Here is an 18,784-nt window from a genome sequence, read left to right on the forward strand (position 1 = left end):
GGGCAAGGTGAACCGGGGGTTGCCTGCCGGTGGAGGGCAGCACCGCCGCCTGCGGTGCACCGCGGACGTGACAACATCAGGACCCCCCATCCTTCGTTGGAACCGTTTCCCGCGCTGCGGCGGGATGGTGCTATTTCTTGGAGTCCTTCAGGCTTCCCTTGCTTTGTGCGCCCGCGACGCCGCCGACGAGGCAGACAATCTCTTTGTCCCCGGTTGTCCAGCTCTCGCTGGTGGGGAAGAAGTACGTCATTTCGAGCCCGGACTCGTCGAAGGGCTTCCCAATGAAGGTGGCGAACTCCTTGCTGCAGAAGTCCTCGGCCTTCTGGGTAATGACGGCGTCTCCGGGATACGTGGAGTCCTCCAGGTTCGTCGCGGCGAAGGCTTCGAAGTCGTGGTCCTGGGGACAAGGAATGATGGTGACGTCCTTGACTTCCGAACCGCTGGGTTTCTCCAGGCAATCGCCGACCTTCACCTTGAAGGCATCGGCCTTCGACGACTCTGTGGCCACCCCGGAGGGATCCCGTTTGGCGTCCCCGTTCCCGAACAGGGAGCACGCGCCCAAGGTGAGGGTGAGCGTACACAGGGCCGCGGCGATGGCCATGGTGTTCCTGCCGTTGCGTGGTGTGGCGTTGGGCGTGATGGACATCGGTGTCCTCATTTCAACAGCGAGACCAGTGCGGGTGGTGCCGGCGGATTCCCCGGGTGCCGTCGGAGGCGGCTCCCCGGCCGGCAAGGTGCCGGCCGGGGAGGAGTGGTTCTAGCCCTTGAGGTTGACGTCCTGGACCAGCCGGAACACCGCTCCCGTGGGATCGGTGAGCGCGGCGAGGCGGCCGAACGGGGTGTCCTCCGCGGGTTGGATGACGGTGGCGCCCAAGGCAAGCGCCTGCTCGACGGTTGCATCGGCGTTGTCCACCGCGAAGTACACGGTCCAATAGGAAGGCACCTGCTCCGGCAGGAATCCCGAGGCGTCCATGATTCCGGCCTTCGCGTCGTCCCCGGCACCGAGCGTCGTGTAGCGGAACTCGGGGGTGTCGCCGACTACGCTGGTCTCCCAGCCGAACACCTTCTGGTAGAAAGCCACGGCGTTCTCGTAGTCCTTGGAGTGCAGCTCATGCCAGGCCGGGGCTCCGGACTCGGCCGCAAGCTGGTACCCCTTGTGCTCGCCGAACTGCCAGAGCCCGATCGCCGCACCCGACGGGTCGCCGACCATCGCCATGCTGCCCTGCTCGGGCACGTCCATGGGCTCGAGGAACACCTGGCCGCCGTTGGCTGCCGCGGCAGCGGCCGTGGCTTTGATGTCGTCGGTGCGCAGGTAGGTGGACCAGGCGTCCGGCATGGGGCCCATGTCCTCCTGCTTCTTCATGATGCCGGCCACCATCTTGCCGTCTTTCCAGGCGGTGATATAGCCGCCGTACTTTTCCTCGTCGCCGGTTTCGTAGCTCCAACCGAACAGCGCGTTGTAGAAGTCCTTTGCCTTCTCGGTGTCCGAGGTCATCAGGTCGATCCAGCAGGGTGCGCCGGGCGTGATCTCAGGGGTGGGCATGTTGCTCCTTGAGTTTGTTCCGTGGCAGATCGCCCCGGTTTTTTGGGCATTTGGTGGAGACAGACAGCACCCTATGCCGGGGGTCGGACAGTTTCAATGATCCGGAGCGGAACCGGTGCGAGCGGACGGGAATCCTTGTTGCTGTCAGTGCCCCGGCGTAGCCTTCGGGCATGCCTGAAGATCGCTTTCCGTCACCGCTGAACGCTGCGAAGACGCCCCTCCCCAGGGAAACCCAGGCGCTCTCCAGGGTGGGCAAAGTTCCGGTGCTGGCCTACCTCGAATGGCCGCGGTTCGGGCAGTACGTTCCGGCCATGGTGGTGCGGACCGCGCCGGGCCGGGTCCTGGTCCAATGGTGGCCGGATCCGTTCAAGCCGGGCGAACGGCACACCTGGTTGAAAGATACGGACGTGCGTCGTGACCTGCGGGTGGACCGCGGCAGCCCGCATGCGCCGGGTGCGGCCTAGCCGTTGCCCGTCTTCACACCGGAAAGTGGCGCCCTCAGGCCACGGGGTTGGGCACCTCGACCAGCCGGGTGTTCCCTTCCACGAGGTCCACGGGGCGCAGCTTCCACGAGGACGCAACGCCGTAGGCCTCGGACAGGGCAGCGTCCAACAGGCTGGCACCGTCCTTCTCTTCGGGGTCGATCCAGTCGTTGATCATTCCCGGGGCCAGGGGAACCGGAAGCCGGTCGTGCAGGTTGTGCAGGCCTTCGTGCGCTTCAACCGGGGGAGTGGGCATGGTCAGGATGCTGCAGGACAGCCGCCAGGCCATCGGATCCTTGCGGTCGGCGATCGACTCATCCCGCCAGAATGCGAACAGGCCGGCGAAAGTGATGATGTCGTCGGCGGGTTCCACGATGTACCGCTGCTTCGGGTCCTTCCGTCCCGGGCCGGACTTCTTGTATTCGTAGTAGGCCGAGACCGGTACAACAGCCCGCCACTTCTGGAGGGAACCCTTGAAGCTGGGCAGGGTTGCCGCCGTTTCCGACCGGGCGTTCCAGCTGGGCAGCCGCGACTCGAAGGACTCCGCGAAGCTCGGGATCAGCCCCCACCGCCCGACGGCGAGCTCCCGCCGGAGCGATCCGTCGTCGCCCGTGCGCCCGCGCAGGAAGGTGACGGGGTCGGTCGGATTGAACTGGAGGGCGGGGGAGGGGTACACGGTGTCGTCCCGGAGCAGGGCATCGAGCTTCCGGGATAGGTCATCGGCTTCGAAACCCACGCTGAATCGTCCGCACATGCGGCCATTCTCACGCACTCGACGGCGGGGCGCCACCCCGGGAACATAGCCGCAAGGCTGCGCTCTGCCAAGTGCCCGGAAACACCGAAGGCCGGCAACCGCCCACCGGAGTGGGCCGTCAACCGGCCTCTGGCCTGCGCAAACACCTCAGGGCCTGCGCAACGCGGAAGGTAAGGGATTTGAACCCTTGGTACGGGGTTACCGCACACTGGTTTTCAAGACCAGCTCCTTAGGCCGCTCGGACAACCTTCCCTGCCTAGTAGTGTTTCATAGGGAGTTGGCTGCTTCAAAAAACCTGCAGCGCGCCCACCGGCCGCCGCGGCCGCGCACCAGCAAGCAAGAATCGGGAGCACGCATGAAAGCCGTCTACATTTCGGAGCCCGGAGGGCCTGAGGTTCTTGAGGTCCGCGACGTTCCCGCGCCGGTTCCCGGCCCCGGCGAGGTGCTGATCGACGTCGTCGCGGCCGGACTGAACCGGGCGGATGTCCAGCAGCGGCGGGGCTTCTACCCGCCGCCCGCGGGAGCTTCCGAGGTGCCCGGCCTGGAGGTTTCCGGCCGCATCGCGGCCTTCGGCCCGGACGTCAGCAAACCGTTCTCGGTGGGGGACAAGGTGGTGGCGCTGCTCGCGGGTGGCGGCTACGCCCAGCAGGTCGCCGTCCCTGCCGAGCAGGTCCTCAAAGTGCCCGACGGCGTCGACCTCGTCACCGCTGCCGCCTTGCCTGAGGTGGCGGCAACCGTCTATTCCAACCTGGTCATGACGGCGCAGCTGCAGCCGGGCGAAACGGTGTTGATCCACGGCGCCACCGGCGGCATCGGCACCATCGCGATCCAGCTCGCCAAGGCGTGCGGGGCAGTCGTGGCGGCCACCGCCGGCTCGGCGGAGAAACTCGGCACCGCCAAGGCCTACCTCGGCGCCGACATCGTGATCAACTACGCAGAAGAAGACTTCGCCGAAAGCCTCAAGGCACACAACGGGGGCCGGGGCGCGGACGTGATCCTCGACGTCGTCGGGGCGAAATACCTGAAGCAGAACATTGCCGCGCTGGCCGACTACGGCCGCCTGGTGGTGATCGGCTTGCAGGGCGGTGCCAAGGGCGAAATCGATCTCGGCCAGCTGCTCAGCAAACGCGCGGCAGTCATCGGCACCACTCTGCGTTCCCGCCCTGTCGCGGAAAAGGGCATGATCATGAACGCGGTCCGCGAGAACGTGTGGCCGATGTTCGGTGACGGCCGGATCAAGCCGCTCGTGGCCAAATCCTTCCCGCTGGAGCAGGTCCGCGAAGCCCACCGATACTTCGATTCAGGCGAGCACATGGGCAAGGTGCTCCTGCTGCTCTAAACCCCTGAACGGCAAGGGAGGGACATGGCGATCCGGCAAGGCATCCTGGCGCTGCTCCAGGACAAAGCCCGCTACGGCTATGACCTCCGGGCAGAGTTCGAGGCCCGGACCGGCGCCGTCTGGCCGCTGAACATCGGGCAGGTCTACTCCACGCTGGACCGGCTGGAGCGGGACGGCTTGGTCACCCGGGAGGGGGACGACGGCGAGGGGCACGTGATCTACAGCCTCAGCCCCGCGGGCCGCGACGAACTCGACCAGTGGCTTTCGACGGCGGTGGGCCGCGACGCCCCGCCCCGGAACGAGCTTGCCATCAAGCTGTCGCTCGCCGCCACCCTGCCCGGATCGGACCTGCCCGCGATCATCCAGGAGCAGCGGGGAGCCTCGCTGGCCAGGCTGCAGGAACTCAGCCAGCAGCGCAAGGACGCGTCCGGCACGCCACGGGCCGCCGACACAGCCCGGCTCATGGTCCTGGATTCGCTGGTGTTCCAGCTCGAGGCCGAGCTGCGCTGGCTGGATCTCTGCGAGGCCCGGCTGGTCCATACCGGGCACATCGCCGCCGGCCTGCCCGACGCCGGCCCGGAGCCTGCCGGCTGAGCGGCGGCTTTCATTGGGCAGCGGCTTTTCGCTTGACCGGGTCACTTCATTTGACTGGCTTTGTCACAGGGCCTTGCTACAGTGCGGCTAACGCCAACCATTGTTCTCAAGGAACCGGTCTCAAGGAGGAGCCATGGGTACGCAGCCGAACGCGAGGGGTACCGAATCCGCCCAATCACACGTCCTCGAACTCGATCCGGAACTGCCGCCGCCTGCGGTGGACGACGCCGTCAGGGAAGCCGAGGAGCGGCGGTGGACTCCCGGGAAAATCGCCCTCTGGGTGGTCATCTCGCTGCTCGGCGCCGTGGCCTGGTTCATGGTGGCACTGGTCCGCGGCGAGACCGTCAACGCCATCTGGTTCGTGTTCGCGGCCGTCTGCACCTACCTCATCGGGTACCGCTTCTACTCCAAGGTGATCGAACGCTACCTGCTGAAACCCGATGACCGGCGGGCAACCCCGGCCGAATACAAGGCCGACGGCAAGGATTACGTCCGGACGGACCGGAACGTGCTCTTCGGCCACCACTTCGCCGCGATCGCCGGTGCCGGTCCGCTGGTGGGGCCGATCATTGCCGCCCAGATGGGGTACCTGCCGGGCACCATCTGGATCATCATCGGCGTCGTCCTCGCCGGAGCCGTCCAGGACTACCTGGTGATGTTCTTCTCCATGCGCCGCGGCGGGCGTTCCCTGGGCCAGATGGCCCGCGAGGAACTCGGCGTCATTGGCGGCACTGCCGCCCTGATCGCGACCCTGCTGATCATGATCATCATCGTGGCCATCCTGGCGCTGGTGGTGGTCAACGCCCTGGGCGAGAGCCCGTGGGGTGTCTTCTCGGTGGGCATGACCATCCCGATCGCATTGTTCATGGGCGTCTACCTGCGCTTCATCCGGCCCGGCAAGGTCATGGAGGTTTCCATCATCGGCTTCGTGCTGCTGATGGCCGCGATCATCGGCGGCGGCATGGTGGCCGGCACCGAGTGGGGTGCCTCCTTCTTCCACCTGGACAAGACCACCATCGCCTGGGGAATCATCATTTACGGCTTCATTGCCGCGATCCTGCCAGTCTGGCTGCTCCTCGCTCCGCGGGACTATCTGTCCACGTTCATGAAGATCGGCGTGATCGTCATGCTGGCCGTGGCCATCATCGTAGTGCGCCCCGAGATCACCGTGCCGGCGTTCAGCGAATTCGCCGGCCGGGACAACGGGCCCGTGTTCTCCGGAGCGTTGTTCCCGTTCCTGTTCGTCACCATAGCCTGCGGTGCGCTGTCCGGCTTCCACGCCCTGATCTCCTCGGGTACCACGCCCAAACTGGTGGAGAAAGAGCGCCAGACCCGTTTCATCGGCTACGGCGGAATGCTCATGGAGTCCTTCGTCGCCATCATGGCCCTGGTGGCCGCTATCTCCATCGACCGTGGCATCTACTTCGCCATGAACGCACCCCTCGCGCTGACCGGCGGCACGGTTGAGTCCGCTGCCCAATGGGTCAACAGCCTGGGCCTCGCCAACGTCAACATCACTCCCGGGGTCCTGGCCCAGACCGCCAGCGACGTGGGGGAGGAAAGCATCATTTCCCGCTCGGGCGGCGCGCCCACGCTGGCTGTCGGCCTGGCCCACATCATGCAGCAGTTCATCGGCGGACCCGGGATGATGGCCTTCTGGTACCACTTCGCCATCATGTTCGAGGCACTGTTCATCCTCACCGCCGTTGACGCCGGCACCCGTGTTGCCCGCTTCATGCTGCAGGATTCGATCGGAAACTTCATCCCGAAGTTCAAGGAGGCTTCGTGGCGACCGGGCGCCTGGCTGTGCACCGCCGTCATGGTGGGCGCCTGGGGTGCTGTGCTGCTGATGGGCGTCACCGATCCGCTGGGCGGCATCAACACGCTGTTCCCGTTGTTCGGGATCGCCAACCAGCTGCTCGCCGCCATCGCCCTCGCGGTCTGCATGGCCATCGCCGCGAAGCAGGGATCCTTCAAATTCCTCTGGATCGCCGGAGCGCCGCTGGCGTTCGCCGCCGTCGTGACCATCACCGCGAGCTTCCACAAGATCTTCTCGCCTCTGCCCGCGGTGGGTTATTTCGCCAATAACGCCGCTTTCGCAAAGGCGCTGGCCGACGGCAAGACCTCCTTTGGTACGGCCAAGACCGAGGCCGCCATGGAGGCAGTTGTCCGCAACACCATGGTCCAAGGCGTACTGTCTGTGATCTTCGTGGTGCTGAGCATCATCGTGATCATCGCCGCGGTGGTCGCCACGGTGAAGGCCTTCCGCGACGGCGGCGGCCGCAACCACGAGGACGCGCCTAGGCCGTCCCGGGTGTTCGCCCCGTCCGGGCTGTTCCCGACGGCGGCCGAGCGCGAACTCGCCGCGGCATGGGAGAAGGTCCCGGCGGCCAAGCGCTTCGACCGGCCGGGGCACCACTGATGGAGCCGCAGACGGAAACACCGCCAGGAAGCCTGCCGGGAACACTGCTCCGCGGACTCCGCGGGTTCGCCGCGTATTTCCGGGGCGTGCTGGGCGCAGACGCCTACCGGAAATACCTGGAACATCACGAGGCCTGCGGCCATTCCGCGGCGCCGATGTCCGAAAGGCAGTTCTGGCGCGACAGGATGGACCGGCAGGACTCAAACCCGCAAGGGAGGTGCTGCTGAACGGAGCAGGCAAGCTGACCGCCACGGACGGCGGGCAGCTTGCCGCCCATGAGAGTATGAACACATGAGCGATCCGGACGCGCCCGAGGACAAGAGCCTTGACGACATCCCCGTGGAAGGAACCACCTTGGATGACGACTCCGCAGTAAAGGTCGCCGCGGCCCGAGGCGAAAAAGTGGGAGACGAGAAGGCCGCCTCCAAGAAGCCGAACCATCTTCAGGACCTCGTTGACGAGCCGGCCAAAGTCATGCGGATCGGCACCATGGTCAGGCAGCTCCTTGAAGAAGTGAAGAGTGCCCCGCTCGACGACGCCGCGCGCGGCCGGCTTGCCGAGATCCACGAACGCTCCATCAAGGAACTCGAGGACGGGCTGGCCCCGGAGCTGATCGAGGAGCTCGAACGGATCAGCCTGCCGTTCCCCGAGGACAAACCGCCATCGGACGCCGAGCTCCGGATCGTCCAGGCCCAGCTGGTCGGCTGGCTGGAAGGGCTCTTCCACGGCATCCAGGCGGCGATGGCCGCGCAGCAGGCCGCCCGGGAACACGCCGCGGCCCAACTGCAGCTGCGCCAGCTGCCGCCCGGAACCATGATTGCGCCCGGCGTCGTCATCGGCGCCAACGGCGAACCGCAGCGTGCCCCGGCACAGCGGGGCGAACCAGGTCCAGCCCGGCCCGGAGCTGCCGAGGATCCGGACCACGGCCCCGGCCAGTATCTCTGAGCGTCATTTGGGTATCTTTGGGGAGCTCCGCCAAGGGCGGAGGGATGACGCCGAACTCGGCAAGGGCCTGTGGCGGCGCGCGCACGACCGCTTCCACCGCGGCCTGGACCGGTACCACCAGGTGCTGGAAGGCGTGGAGGACGAACAGCTGTACGGTGAGCTCGTTGTCATAGCCAACGAGCTCGCGGAGCTGTCCGCCCGCGTGCGGGGGGTGTGCATGGAGGCCCAGCGGCTCGCACCCAGCGAGGGCCTGGACATTCCAGGTCAGCTCGCCGGTGTCCACCGCGAGCTGTCCAAGGCAGGGAACTCGCTTGCGACGACGGCGGAAGCCGCCGCGATGCTGCGGCTCTCCGTCCCTGCGGTGCCGGTGGGCGCGGCATCGGTGCGTCGTCGGGCGGAAGCAGTCCGTGAGCACGTCGACGAGGCCGAACGGCTGATGCGCCGCTAAGCGGCTTCCGGGCAGCAGATAGGTGCACGCGCGCTTATTCCAAGGTTGCAATTATTAAGCGCCTAGCTTAGCCGCCGTAAAAAGCCGTGACCTTCTTCAGGCCCGGCTGGCAGGATGGGGCCATGACTTCCACCCCGAATCTGACTTTTAACGACGGCAACTCCATTCCCCAGCTCGGCTACGGGGTGTGGCAGGTTGCGGACGACGTAGCCGAAAAGGTGGTCCGCCAGGCATTCGAGGCCGGCTACCGCCACATCGATACCGCCAAGATCTATGGCAATGAGGCGGGTGTGGGCCGCGCGATCGCGACCTCCGGCCTGAAGCCCGAAGAAATCTTCATCACCACCAAGCTGTGGAATGCCGACCAGGGCTACGAGTCCACGCTCAAAGCGTTCGAAGCCTCCCTGGACCGCCTTGGCCTGGAGACCCTTGATCTCTACCTGATCCACTGGATGCAGCCCAAGCAGGACAAGTACCTGGATACCTGGAAGGCGCTTATCGAGCTGCAGAAGCGCGGACGCGTCAAGAGCATCGGCGTTTCCAACTTCAGCAAGGAAGGCCTGCAGCGCCTGATCGACGAAACCGGCGTGGTTCCGGCGATTCACCAGATCGAGTTGCACCCGTTCTTCAACCAGGCGGAGCTGCGTGAGTTCGACGCAGCCAACGGCATCCTGACCCAGGCCTGGTCTCCGCTGGGGCAGGGCGGCGAGCTCCTGGCCGACGAGACGATCGCCGGCATCGCGGCCAAGCACGGTGCCACCCCGGCACAGGTCGTCGTCGCCTGGCACCTGGCCATCGGCAACGTGGTGATCCCGAAGTCCGTCACCGAATCCCGGATCGTGGAGAACTACGAATCCCTGGGCGTCAGCCTTGACGCAGCGGACATCGAGGCCATTAACGGCCTGGACCGCGGCGCCGAAGGCCGCATCGGACCGGACCCGGCGGTTTCCGACTTCGCCTGATCCGGATCGCCTACAGCTCGGCCAGGCAGGGACTGATGGACGCAGGAGGGCCCGCACTCGCGGAGTGCGGGCCCTCCTGCGTGTCCGGCCGGTGCCGTGGTCCGACCAGTGCCTGGCTGCCGACCGCGGGGGCACCCGGTAGCATGGGCGGACAGCGGCCGGGGTCCGGTCGCTGGGACATTGGGGGAAATATGACTGGACCCGTTGGCGGCGTCTTCGCTTTTCTGTACTTCGCAGTGACTATTGCGGTGGCTGTTCTGGTGATCTGGGCGCTGGTCCTATCGATCATCTTCCTGAGGCTGCGCATATCCGAGCTGCGTGGCGCCGGGAATTCAGGCTCCGGCCATAGTTGATGCGTCCGGGGAATGGGGACGGAGATGCGCAGGGGGTTTTGGCTTGTTGCGGGTGTCCTGACCACTTTGCTGACCGCGTGTGAGTACAGCGGCCCGGTGGACGGCGTAGCCGGCTCGTCCCAGACTCCACGGCAACGGTCCTTCGAGGAAAACGTTGACGAAGTGGCACGTCTGCTTGGGGCTTCCGCGAATGATCCCGGAATGCCGTCAGGGGCGGAGCCCGCCGGAGAGCTCTCGATCGATCTCGCTCCCGGAGACTATACGGTCAGGAGCGCCTGTGCCGGCGTCTTCGGGGTCGAGCTCACCATTGTTGAAGGCGAGGGCGCACCCTTGACGGTTCCATACACCTGCGACTCAGTCCTGGAAAGGTTCCTCCGACACGCCGGAGGGCCCGTCGCCATCCGCGTGACCCCGCCGACAGGTAAACCTGCTGCGGCCGGGGTCACGGTCCAGCCCAACGCGGACCCGCGGGCCTCAGAGCTGGAGGACCTGCAGGAATGGTTCCAGCAGCAGCTGCAACCCGAATTACCGGGACAGTCTGCAGGTTCCGCCAACTCGAACACCGCCATCAGTTCCGGCTCCTTGTCGGTGACGCCAGGCAAGTACAAACTGCATTTCGTCTGTGATGGACCGTCCAGTGCGCAGCTTTCGGTCGCCAGTTGGGCAGGCGCCGAAGTTTTGGCCCCGGTGCGGGTCCGTTGCAATGGCGAAGTCTTCGAAACGTCGGTGACGTTGGCTACCGAGGGCGCAGATCTCCGCATGGAGTCAGGTGGCGGCACAGAAGCCCGTTACGCCTTCAGACTCGTTCCATCCTTGTAGCTTGCCGCCGGCACGGGCGGAGACCCCAGGAAACAAGAAAGCCCCGCCATTCCTGGAATGGCGGGGCTTTTCCGAGCTTCGTATCAGAATCGAACTGATGACCTTTTCATTACGAGTGAAACGCTCTACCGACTGAGCTAACGAAGCACCGCGGTTCTTCCGGAAGCACCGGCTGAATCACGCAAGACACCACTGTAGTGGAGCCACCGCGCCCGGGTCAAAACGGTTCGGCACGTCCCGGAAAGGCGGCCCGGAAGGAGCCGGAAACAGGGTTGGGACGGAGTTCATCCGGCGGACAGCCATGGTTTAGCGGGCCGTCGCGGGCCGGGCGGAAGCTGGGCGGAATACCGTGGCCGATGATGTCGGCCACCGACCGCCGGGACCTGCACAGGTCCACCAGCAAAGGGGAACGATGAGCATGGACGGGAACCGTGAGGGCCTCACACGGCCTCCGCGCCTGAGGCTGGCGGTGCTGGATATGGTGGGCACCACCATCACCGACGATGGCCGCACCGAGCAGGCCATGGCCCGGGCACTCCTCGAACACGGCGTGGAACCGGGGTCCACCCGCTTCGAGAGCATGCTCGGCTACGCCCGGGACACCATGGGGTACTCGAAGCTGACCGTCTTCACCCACCTCTTCGAGGACCTGCGCACGGCCGAGAGCGCCAACAAGGTCTTCGAGCTGGCCTACGACGAGCTGATCGCCGACGGCGGGGTCCGCGCGATCCCGGGAGCCGCTGAAACCATCGCTTGGCTGCGCGACGCCGGCATGAAGGTCTGTCTGGCCACCGGCTTCGGCAGGCACACGCAGAACATGGTCCTCGAGTCCCTCGGCTGGATGGGGGAGGCGGACCTCAGCCTATGCCCGGACGACGCCGGCCGCGGCCGACCGTACCCGGACATGATCCTCACCGCGGTCCTGGCATTGGACCTGGACGACGTCCGCGAGGTCGTGGTCGTCGGCGATACCAGTTCCGACATGCTGTCCGGCGTGCGGGCAGGCGCCGCCGCAGTGGTGGGCGTCCTCAGCGGCTCCCATTCGGAGGCGACCCTCCGCGCTGCGGGGGCCACCGACGTCGTGCCTTCCATCAGAAACCTGCCGGCACTCCTGGAACCCCGCGCCGCCCGGCTATAGCGAGGCAGTAGCAAGGCCGCCCGCCTTACGGCCGGGCCGCCCCGCGTGAGCCGGAGTCAGCAGCGGGTACCGTCGACGGGCAGCTTGCCGTTCAGGAAGTAGTCGTCGACGGCGGTGGAGACGCAGCGGTTGGAACGGCCGTAGGCGGTGTGTCCTTCGCCCTCCCAGGTCACCAGCGATGCGTTCCCGAGCTGCTTCCGCATGGCCTCGGCCCACGCGGGCGGGGTTGCGGGGTCGCCGGTGGTGCCGACGACGACGATCGGGGCCTTGCCCGGGTACTTGGCCGGCTCCGGGGATCCGATGGGCTTGAACGGCCAGTCTTTGCAGTTCAGTCCCCCGTAGGCAAAGTAGGGGCCGAAAGTGGGAGCCACCTTCTTGAGCCGCTCAGCCTCGGCCCGCATGCCGGCGTTGTCGGTGACCATGGGGTAATCGAGGCAGTTGATGGCGTTGAAGGCGAACCCAGTGTTGGAGCTGTAGGTGCCGTCCGGGTTACGGTCCGCGCCTAGGTCGGCGATGCGCAGCATGAGGGACAGATCCCCGTCGAACGCGGCGCTCAGGGCCTGCGTGAGCACAGGCCACGAGGCGTCATCGTAGAGCGGGGTGTAGAGACCACTGACCAAGGTGGGGCCGGTGACCAGACGGCCGTCGTCGGCCGGTTCGGGATTGGCGTCGACGTCGGACACCAGGTCCCGGATCTGCTGCATCCCGTCATCCACGCTGCCCGACAACGGGCAGTCGGACTGTCCCAGGCAGTCCTCCACGTAGCGGCGCAGGGACTTCTCGAAGGCCTCCGCCTGCTGGGAGGTCAGCTCCTCGTTGCTGAGCTCCAGGTTCACGGCGCCGTCCAGCAGGAACCTGCCCACGTTGTCCGGGAACTGCTCGGCGTAGGTGGCCCCGAGGGACGTCCCGTAGGAGAAGCCCATGTAGTTGAGCTTGTCGTCGCCGAGCAGGCCCCGGAGGATGTCCATGTCCTTCGCCGAGCTGACGGTGTCGATGTGGCCGAGTGCCGGGCCGGATTTCTCAACGCATTTGGCGATGATCTCCTTGTTGTCGGCAATGGCCGCCTGGAGTCCGGCGTCGGTGTTGAGGCGGTACACCTTCTCGCGCGACTCGTCCCGCTCGGCGTCGCTGAGGCAGGTCACCGGAGCCGAGCGCTTCACTCCGCGCGGATCGAAGCCCACCAGGTCAAAACCGGCCCGCAGCTTCGCCGTGAAGTGGCTCTTGCCCGCGTCCCGGACGAAGTCATAGCCGGAGGCGCCGGGGCCGCCGGGGTTCACGAGGATGGAGCCCTTCTTGCTGCCGCGGGCAGGGAGCCGGATCGCGGCGATCACAATGTTGCCCGCTTCCGGGTGGGCGTAGTCGGTGGGCACTTTGATGTTGCCGCACTGGAAGCCGTTTTCGCAGGAGCTCCAGCGCACGTCCTGTGAGTAGAACGATTCCAGGCCCTCAGGGACGGCCGCCCGGACATCCGGATCCTGGCTGCCGGTCGTGGAGCCGCCACCGGAGCCCCCGCCGAACGGCAGGGAAAACACGCAACCACTGAGCAGCAGGGCTACCGAAAGCGCAGCCGCAATTACGCCAGCGGCCCTGCGCAAAGGGTTCCGCCCGCGCTGACCTGGCCGGGGTGTTGCGGGGTTCATGCGGTTCTCCTCATTGCTGCGGCGGATGCGGTGCTGCGCCGGATGCGGGTGCAAGGTTCTGGCTGTTATTGAATCAGGCTGCTTGCCATGGACTCCACCGCGAGCAGCGGAGCCACGTTGCTGGTGGTGATCCGTACCCGTGCCTTGTTGATGGCATCCATCCGGGCCAGCGTGGTTTCCGGGGTCGAGGCGGCGGCGTAGGTTTCCAGCTCGCTCCTGAGTTCAACGTTGACCAGCTCCACGGCGTTCCCCAGCTGAATGACCAGCACATCGCGGTAAAAGGAGAGCAGGTCCGTGAGCGTGCGGTCCAGGGAGTCGGTGATGGAGCGTTTGGCGCGCCGTTTCTGGTCGTCTTCGAGCTGCTTGACCTGGCTGCGCATGGCCGGCGGCAGCGTCCCGGTGTCCGGTGCCCCGAGGCTTGCCAGGAGCGCGGCCTTCTCCGCGGCGTCGCGTTCCTCGTTGGAACTGTTCGCCTCGTCCGTGGCGATCTTCACGAGCTTCTCGGCCATCATGACGGCGGCGGTCACCCCGCGCAGCCCCAAGGGAAACCGGACGGTTTCCAGCCGCCGTTCGCGGGCCTCGGGATCGCGGGCCAGGCGCCTGGCGATCCCCACATGGCTTTGCGCCGCCCGGGCCGCGCGGTCCGCCAGTCCCGGTTCGACGCCGTCGCGCCTCACCAGCAGCGCGGCCACGTCCGCCGCGGGCGGAAGCCGCAGCCCCACCGGGCGGCAGCGCGAGCGGATGGTGATGAGCACGTCCGCGGGGGAGGGGGCGCACAGCATCCAGATGGTGCGGGGCGTGGGTTCCTCGATCGCCTTCAGCAGCACGTTGGTGGTGCGCTCGGCCATGCGGTCGGCGTCTTCCACCACGATGATCCGCCACCGGCCCGACGACGGCCTGTCACCTGCTTTGGCCACCAGCTGCCGGGCTTCTTCGATGGTGATGGTGAGCTTCTCCGTGCGGACGAAGGTCACATCCGAATGGGTTTCAGCCAGGATCGTGTGGCAGGAATGGCATTCGCCGCAGCCGCGCAGGGCCACGTCTTCCTGCTCGCAGTTCAGCGCAGCGGCGAAGGCCTTGGCGGCGTTGGACCGCCCGGACCCCGGCGGGCCGGTGAACAGCCAGGCGTGCGTGAGACCGTCACCCTGCGCAGCCTGCCGGAGCTGGGCCACCACCGGTGCCTGGCCCTGGAGATCGTCCCAGACGGTCACGGCCGGCCTCCAGTGACGGGGGACTCCAGCAGTAGCCTGACCCGTTCGAGGATGCGCCCGGCGAGAACTTCCACCGGGTCGTTCGCCGGGAGCACGAGGTACGACGCCGGCCTGGCCGCCGCCAACTCCAGGAAGGCGTGGCGGATGCGGGAATGGAAGTCGTCGGGTTCGGATTCGAGCCGGTCCTCCCCGGTGTTGCCGGCGGTCCGCCGTTCGCGGCCGTCCTCCGGGTGGACGTCAAGCAGTACCGTCAGGTCCGGCTCCAGGTTTTCGGTGGCCCATTCGTTCAGGCCGCGCACCTCCGCGGTGCCCAGCCCGCGGCCGGCGCCCTGGTACGCCACCGAAGAGTCGATGTAGCGGTCGGTGATCACGACGGCGCCCTCCGCCAAAGCCGGCCGGATCACCTGGTGTGCGTGGGCCGCCCGGGAGGCGGCGAACATCAGTGCCTCGGTGCGGGCGTCGATGGTGCCGTGGCCGTGGTCCAGGACGAGGGAACGCAGCTTCTCGCCGATGGGCGTTCCGCCGGGTTCACGGGTGCGCAGCACGGTATGGCCAAGGGATTCGAGGGCCTCGGCCAGGCGGGCGGCCTGCGTGGACTTGCCCGCCCCGTCCCCGCCCTCGAAGGCGATGAAGATTCCTCGGCTCTGCGTAGTCACGGATCTAAGGTTACAGAGGAACACTGACAGGCACCGTTCGGGCCCTTCGCCGGGCCCACGCTGCCCGGGTTCCCTGGCCGGTGGGCCCACACCGGCGAGGGGCCCAAGTCGAGCGCAGCGAGGCTTGGGAGCGGGTGGGGACGCAGCGGAGGTTAGGGAGGCGGCGGGGACTACCCTTATGTCCATGAGTCTTTCCCGAGAGCACGCGGCGGAACTGTCGGCCGACACCGTGGTGGTGGCCGCCGGCCGCCCCGAACGCGCACACGACGAAGCAGTGAACCCGCCCATCGTCCTGTCCTCCACGTACTTCGGGACCGGTGCGCTCGGCGACGGCGACCGGGGCTACGGCCGGTACGCGAACCCCACCTGGGACCCGTTCGAGGAAGCCCTGGCTCAGCTGGAAGGCGCGGAACTTCCCGGACTGCTCTACGCCTCCGGCCTCGCCGCGGTCAGCTCCGCCCTGTCGCTGATCCCCGCCGGCGGGGTCCTGGTCATGCCGTCGCACAGCTACTCCGGCTCCCTCGTGATGGCCTCGGAGCTCGCGGCCAAGGGACACCTTGAACTGCGCACCGTGGACATCGCGGACACCGATGCCGTGAAGGCCGTGCTGGCCCCGGAAAACGGCAAAGCCGCGGACATGCTCTGGCTGGAAAGCCCCACCAACCCGATGCTCGGCATCGCCGACGTCCGGATCCTGACGGACGCGGCCCATGCCGCCGGAGCGGTCGTCGTCACCGACAACACCTTCTCGACGCCCCTGGTGCAGCAGCCGCTCGGCCTGGGCTCCGACGTCGTGCTCCACTCGGTGACCAAATACCTGGCGGGCCATTCCGACGTCGTCCTCGGCGCCCTGGTGACGTCCAACCCCGAACTCCGCGCCGAACTGCTGCACCAGCGCACCATCCATGGCGGCATCGCCGGGCCTTTCGAGGCCTGGCTCGCGCTGCGGGGCCTGCGCACCCTGGCGCTGCGCGTGGAGCGTTCGCAGGCCTCCGCCGCGACCATCGCCGAGCGGCTGAAGGACCATCCGCGGGTGGAAAGCATCCGTTTCCCCGGCCTGCCGGACGATCCCGGCCATGAGCGTGCCAGGAAGCAGATGAAGGGTTTCGGCTCGATCCTTTGTATCCAGGTGGCCGGTGATGCTTCCCGGAGCGCAGCCGACGCCGCGGACGAACTTGTCCGGGCCCTGCGCCTCTGGATCCCGGCCACGTCCCTGGGCGGCGTCGAATCCCTGATCGAACGCCGGCGCCGGCACGCGGCCGAGCCGGCGAGCGTCCCGGAAAACCTGGTCCGGATGAGCGTGGGCATCGAGAACGTCGAGGACCTGTGGGCGGACCTGGAGCAGGCGCTGGCCACCCTCGAGCGTTAGCCCGGCGCCAGCCCGGCGCCCGCTGCGGGGCCTTCGCAAGCTACGCTTGGTCCGTGGACGGAAAATTCTTGATCGGGACCATCCAGGCCGGAATCTACTTCATCCTGGGCTTGATCGCCTTCGGGCTGGAGCTGTGGGCGCTGGTGGACTGCCTGCGCTACAAGCCTGCCCAGTTTGAGGCGGCGTTCAAGCGCACCAAGACTTTCTGGCTTGCCATGACCGGTATTTCCGCGGCCATCGGCGCCTTCTCGGTCTTCGTCGGGGGCGGCGGGCTGGGAATCTTCGGTATCGCGGCCGTCACCGCTGCCAGCGTCTACCTTGCCGACGTCCGCCCGGCCCTGCGCGAAATCGGCAACAGCGGCCGCAGCCAGGGCCCATACGGGCAGGGCCCCTACGGCTGGTAACCGCCGCCAGGCGGCGACACCGCCATCCAGTCCACAGTCAGCTCACCCAGACGCCAACGCGACGGCCCGTCCTGGACCGGCCAACCGGCGTCGCGCAATGCAAGGCACATCGCCGTCCAGCGCTGCCGCTTGCCGAAGGACGCCATTGGTGCGGCCGCCAGCCAGGCCTGGTCCATCGCCTGCAGGAAAGCATGGATCCGTTCCCCCGGGACGTTGCGGTGGATGAGGGCTTTCGGCAGCCGCTCGGCGATGTCGGAGGGCAGGTCGATGCTGCCGAAACGGACCGAGAAACTCAGGCTCAGCGGCCCGCCGGCACCGAGTGCCACCCAGCTCACGCGCCGGCCCACTTCGTCGCAGGTGCCGTCGATGAACAGCCCGCCCGGAGCCAGGCGCGAACACACCAGTTCCCAGATCGCGGCCACATCCTCTTCCTCGTACTGCCGCAGCACGTTGAAGGCACGCACCAGCACCGGCCTCCCAGGAACCGGCAGCTCGAATCCGCCTAAATGGAAGCTCAGTCCGGGACGCTCCAGTTCCTTGGCCAGGCGCACCCGCTCGGGCTCGATTTCGACCCCGCACACGCGCACGTCCGGGCGCACGGCCTGCAGCCGTTCAAAGAGTTCGACGGCGGTGGCCGGCGAGGCGCCGTAGCCCAGGTCCACCACCAAGGGGTCGACGGCGGCGCGCAGCCGCCAGGCTTGCGGTCCGGCGAGCCAGCGGTCCAGCCGGCGCATGCGGTTGGGATTGGTGGTGCCGCGGGTGATGTTGCCCACCGGCTTGCCGTGCCTGCCTGTTACCCGTTCCGCTTTCTGGACCACCCTCCAAGGTTAGCTGCCGCCGCTGCCCGGCCAGGCCGCCGTCGGGCGTAACGCCCGGCAACGGCAGGTGCCGCTCGGATAGGATGAGGCCATGACTTACAAGCTGATTCTGCTGCGCCACGGCCACAGCGACTGGAACGCCAAGAACCTGTTCACCGGCTGGGTGGACGTCGACCTGAACGACCAAGGCCGCGCGGAAGCAGCCCGCGGCGGGGAACTCCTGGTTGAGAACAACGTTCTCCCGGACATCCTCTACACCTCCCTGCTCAAGCGCGCGATCAACACCGCCAACATCGCCCTGGACAAGGCCGACCGCGGTTGGATCCCGGTCAAGCGCGACTGGCGCCTGAACGAGCGCCACTACGGCGCCCTGCAGGGCAAGGACAAGGCCCAGACGCTCGCCGAGTTCGGCGAAGAGCAGTTCATGGAATGGCGCCGCAGCTACGACACCCCGCCGCCGGCCCTCTCCGACGACAGCGAGTTCTCGCAGGTCAACGACCCCCGCTACGCCGGCCTCGGTGACGCCCTGCCCCGCACGGAATGCCTCAAGGACGTCCTCGTGCGCCTGCTGCCGTACTGGGAATCCGACATCAAGGAAGACCTCAAGGCCGGCAAGACCGTCCTGGTCACCGCCCACGGCAACTCCCTGCGCGCCCTCGTCAAGCACCTCGACGGGATCAGCGACGACGACATCGCCGGCCTGAACATCCCCACCGGCATCCCGCTGGTGTACGAACTGGACGAGGACTTCCAGCCGATCAACCGAGGCGGCACCTACCTCGACCCCGAGGCCGCTGCCGAGTCCATCAAGGCCGTCGCCGCCCAGGGCAAGAAATAAGGCTTCCCGGCTTAACGACGCCGGCCGCCCACCTTTCGAGGTGGGCGGC

The 18,784-nt window shown here is 67.1% G+C and carries 21 protein-coding genes and 2 tRNA genes; 14 read left to right on the forward strand and 9 right to left on the reverse strand.

The window, feature by feature from the left end:
- Positions 1 to 130 precede the first annotated feature (130 nt).
- Both D3654_RS06310 and D3654_RS06315 read right to left on the reverse strand, forming a co-directional pair.
- The gene (locus D3654_RS06310) at positions 131 to 646 is read right to left on the reverse strand and encodes a septum formation family protein (protein ID WP_162943646.1); all 516 of its coding nucleotides are present in this window, start codon (positions 644 to 646) and stop codon (positions 131 to 133) included.
- A 111-nt stretch (positions 647 to 757) separates the two neighbouring features.
- A complete protein-coding gene (locus D3654_RS06315; protein ID WP_120520668.1) occupies positions 758 to 1,543 on the reverse strand; it encodes a VOC family protein in 786 nt (261 codons plus the stop codon).
- A gap of 170 nt (positions 1,544 to 1,713) precedes the next feature.
- On the opposite strand from D3654_RS06315, the gene D3654_RS06320 reads away from it, so the two are divergent.
- The gene (locus D3654_RS06320; RefSeq protein WP_162943647.1) at positions 1,714 to 2,007 is read left to right on the forward strand and encodes a hypothetical protein; all 294 of its coding nucleotides are present in this window, start codon (positions 1,714 to 1,716) and stop codon (positions 2,005 to 2,007) included.
- Between the two features lie 34 nt (positions 2,008 to 2,041).
- Here the strand turns inward: D3654_RS06320 and D3654_RS06325 are convergent, their stop codons facing one another.
- On the reverse strand, positions 2,042 to 2,779 hold the full coding sequence (locus D3654_RS06325) for an SOS response-associated peptidase (RefSeq protein ID WP_120520670.1): 738 nt from the start codon (positions 2,777 to 2,779) through the stop codon (positions 2,042 to 2,044).
- 164 nt (positions 2,780 to 2,943) lie between these two features.
- Positions 2,944 to 3,031, reverse strand: a tRNA-Ser gene (locus D3654_RS06330).
- Between the two features lie 103 nt (positions 3,032 to 3,134).
- Here D3654_RS06330 and D3654_RS06335 point away from each other — a divergent pair.
- The 9 genes from D3654_RS06335 (at position 3,135) to D3654_RS06370 (ending at position 10,661) form a co-directional block, all read left to right on the forward strand.
- A complete protein-coding gene (locus tag D3654_RS06335) occupies positions 3,135 to 4,118 on the forward strand; it encodes an NAD(P)H-quinone oxidoreductase (RefSeq protein WP_120520671.1) in 984 nt (327 codons plus the stop codon).
- A gap of 24 nt (positions 4,119 to 4,142) precedes the next feature.
- Entirely contained in the window at positions 4,143 to 4,712 is a 570-nt protein-coding gene (locus D3654_RS06340; RefSeq protein WP_120520672.1) for a PadR family transcriptional regulator, read from the forward strand.
- Between the two features lie 133 nt (positions 4,713 to 4,845).
- A complete protein-coding gene (locus tag D3654_RS06345) occupies positions 4,846 to 7,134 on the forward strand; it encodes a carbon starvation CstA family protein (RefSeq protein WP_120520673.1) in 2,289 nt (762 codons plus the stop codon).
- The gene (locus D3654_RS06350; protein WP_120520674.1) at positions 7,134 to 7,361 is read left to right on the forward strand and encodes a YbdD/YjiX family protein; all 228 of its coding nucleotides are present in this window, start codon (positions 7,134 to 7,136) and stop codon (positions 7,359 to 7,361) included. Before D3654_RS06345 ends, D3654_RS06350 begins: the two co-directional genes overlap by 1 nt.
- A gap of 64 nt (positions 7,362 to 7,425) precedes the next feature.
- The gene (locus D3654_RS06355) at positions 7,426 to 8,079 is read left to right on the forward strand and encodes a bacterial proteasome activator family protein (protein WP_120520675.1); all 654 of its coding nucleotides are present in this window, start codon (positions 7,426 to 7,428) and stop codon (positions 8,077 to 8,079) included.
- Positions 8,080 to 8,086: 7 nt separating this feature from the next.
- Positions 8,087 to 8,527, forward strand: coding sequence for a hypothetical protein (locus D3654_RS06360; RefSeq protein WP_120520676.1), 441 nt, complete (start codon positions 8,087 to 8,089; stop codon positions 8,525 to 8,527).
- Positions 8,528 to 8,649: 122 nt separating this feature from the next.
- Positions 8,650 to 9,489 carry an aldo/keto reductase gene (locus D3654_RS06365; protein ID WP_120520677.1) on the forward strand — a complete coding sequence of 280 codons (840 nt, stop codon included), beginning with the start codon at positions 8,650 to 8,652 and terminating at the stop codon, positions 9,487 to 9,489.
- A gap of 191 nt (positions 9,490 to 9,680) precedes the next feature.
- On the forward strand, positions 9,681 to 9,842 hold the full coding sequence (locus D3654_RS20405) for a hypothetical protein (protein ID WP_162943648.1): 162 nt from the start codon (positions 9,681 to 9,683) through the stop codon (positions 9,840 to 9,842).
- Between the two features lie 162 nt (positions 9,843 to 10,004).
- A complete protein-coding gene (locus tag D3654_RS06370; RefSeq protein ID WP_162943649.1) occupies positions 10,005 to 10,661 on the forward strand; it encodes a hypothetical protein in 657 nt (218 codons plus the stop codon).
- Positions 10,662 to 10,735: 74 nt separating this feature from the next.
- Here the strand turns inward: D3654_RS06370 and D3654_RS06375 are convergent.
- Positions 10,736 to 10,808: transfer RNA gene (locus D3654_RS06375), tRNA-Thr, on the reverse strand.
- Positions 10,809 to 11,073: 265 nt separating this feature from the next.
- Here D3654_RS06375 and D3654_RS06380 point away from each other — a divergent pair.
- Entirely contained in the window at positions 11,074 to 11,799 is a 726-nt protein-coding gene (locus tag D3654_RS06380; protein ID WP_120520679.1) for an HAD-IA family hydrolase, read from the forward strand.
- A 56-nt stretch (positions 11,800 to 11,855) separates the two neighbouring features.
- Here D3654_RS06380 and D3654_RS06385 read toward each other — a convergent pair whose 3' ends face one another.
- The 3 genes from D3654_RS06385 to tmk all read right to left on the reverse strand — a co-directional run bounded on the left by D3654_RS06385 (position 11,856) and on the right by tmk (position 15,306).
- The gene (locus D3654_RS06385) at positions 11,856 to 13,331 is read right to left on the reverse strand and encodes an alpha/beta hydrolase (protein ID WP_425359393.1); all 1,476 of its coding nucleotides are present in this window, start codon (positions 13,329 to 13,331) and stop codon (positions 11,856 to 11,858) included.
- Between the two features lie 173 nt (positions 13,332 to 13,504).
- The gene (locus D3654_RS06390; RefSeq protein WP_120520680.1) at positions 13,505 to 14,650 is read right to left on the reverse strand and encodes a DNA polymerase III subunit delta'; all 1,146 of its coding nucleotides are present in this window, start codon (positions 14,648 to 14,650) and stop codon (positions 13,505 to 13,507) included.
- Positions 14,647 to 15,306, reverse strand: a complete 660-nt coding sequence (gene tmk / locus D3654_RS06395) for a dTMP kinase (RefSeq protein ID WP_120520681.1) — start codon at positions 15,304 to 15,306, stop codon at positions 14,647 to 14,649. The genes D3654_RS06390 and tmk overlap by 4 nt, the downstream gene beginning before the upstream one ends.
- Positions 15,307 to 15,490: 184 nt before the next feature.
- Between tmk and D3654_RS06400 the strand changes: the two genes are divergently transcribed.
- Together D3654_RS06400 and D3654_RS06405 are read left to right on the forward strand one after the other, a co-directional pair.
- Positions 15,491 to 16,675, forward strand: a complete 1,185-nt coding sequence (locus D3654_RS06400) for a trans-sulfuration enzyme family protein (RefSeq protein ID WP_120520689.1) — start codon at positions 15,491 to 15,493, stop codon at positions 16,673 to 16,675.
- 53 nt (positions 16,676 to 16,728) lie between these two features.
- Positions 16,729 to 17,079 (forward strand): DUF2516 family protein, encoded by a 351-nt coding sequence (locus D3654_RS06405; RefSeq protein WP_120520682.1) that lies wholly within the window; start codon positions 16,729 to 16,731, stop codon positions 17,077 to 17,079.
- Here the strand turns inward: D3654_RS06405 and D3654_RS06410 are convergent.
- Positions 17,067 to 17,897, reverse strand: coding sequence for a class I SAM-dependent methyltransferase (locus D3654_RS06410; RefSeq protein WP_120520683.1), 831 nt, complete (start codon positions 17,895 to 17,897; stop codon positions 17,067 to 17,069). The genes D3654_RS06405 and D3654_RS06410 overlap by 13 nt on opposite strands.
- Positions 17,898 to 17,988: 91 nt before the next feature.
- On the opposite strand from D3654_RS06410, the gene D3654_RS06415 reads away from it, so the two are divergent.
- The gene (locus D3654_RS06415) at positions 17,989 to 18,735 is read left to right on the forward strand and encodes a phosphoglyceromutase (protein WP_120520684.1); all 747 of its coding nucleotides are present in this window, start codon (positions 17,989 to 17,991) and stop codon (positions 18,733 to 18,735) included.
- The last annotated feature ends 49 nt before the right edge of the window (positions 18,736 to 18,784 follow it).

The sequence above is a fragment of the Arthrobacter celericrescens genome (assembly GCF_003614925.1).
Taxonomy (GTDB): Bacteria; Actinomycetota; Actinomycetes; order Actinomycetales; family Micrococcaceae; genus Arthrobacter; species Arthrobacter celericrescens.

Bases quoted from the DNA above. Each gene is read 5' to 3' on its own strand.
- D3654_RS06310 (WP_162943646.1), bottom strand. From the start codon at position 646: ATGTCCATCACGCCCAACGCCACACCACGCAACGGCAGGAACACCATG.
- D3654_RS06315 (WP_120520668.1), bottom strand. From the start codon at position 1,543: ATGCCCACCCCTGAGATCACGCCCGGCGCACCCTGCTGGATCGACCTG.
- D3654_RS06320 (WP_162943647.1), top strand. From the start codon at position 1,714: ATGCCTGAAGATCGCTTTCCGTCACCGCTGAACGCTGCGAAGACGCCC.
- D3654_RS06325 (WP_120520670.1), bottom strand. From the start codon at position 2,779: ATGTGCGGACGATTCAGCGTGGGTTTCGAAGCCGATGACCTATCCCGG.
- D3654_RS06335 (WP_120520671.1), top strand. From the start codon at position 3,135: ATGAAAGCCGTCTACATTTCGGAGCCCGGAGGGCCTGAGGTTCTTGAG.
- D3654_RS06340 (WP_120520672.1), top strand. From the start codon at position 4,143: ATGGCGATCCGGCAAGGCATCCTGGCGCTGCTCCAGGACAAAGCCCGC.
- D3654_RS06345 (WP_120520673.1), top strand. From the start codon at position 4,846: ATGGGTACGCAGCCGAACGCGAGGGGTACCGAATCCGCCCAATCACAC.
- D3654_RS06350 (WP_120520674.1), top strand. From the start codon at position 7,134: ATGGAGCCGCAGACGGAAACACCGCCAGGAAGCCTGCCGGGAACACTG.
- D3654_RS06355 (WP_120520675.1), top strand. From the start codon at position 7,426: ATGAGCGATCCGGACGCGCCCGAGGACAAGAGCCTTGACGACATCCCC.
- D3654_RS06365 (WP_120520677.1), top strand. From the start codon at position 8,650: ATGACTTCCACCCCGAATCTGACTTTTAACGACGGCAACTCCATTCCC.
- D3654_RS20405 (WP_162943648.1), top strand. From the start codon at position 9,681: ATGACTGGACCCGTTGGCGGCGTCTTCGCTTTTCTGTACTTCGCAGTG.
- D3654_RS06380 (WP_120520679.1), top strand. From the start codon at position 11,074: ATGAGCATGGACGGGAACCGTGAGGGCCTCACACGGCCTCCGCGCCTG.
- D3654_RS06400 (WP_120520689.1), top strand. From the start codon at position 15,491: ATGAGTCTTTCCCGAGAGCACGCGGCGGAACTGTCGGCCGACACCGTG.
- D3654_RS06415 (WP_120520684.1), top strand. From the start codon at position 17,989: ATGACTTACAAGCTGATTCTGCTGCGCCACGGCCACAGCGACTGGAAC.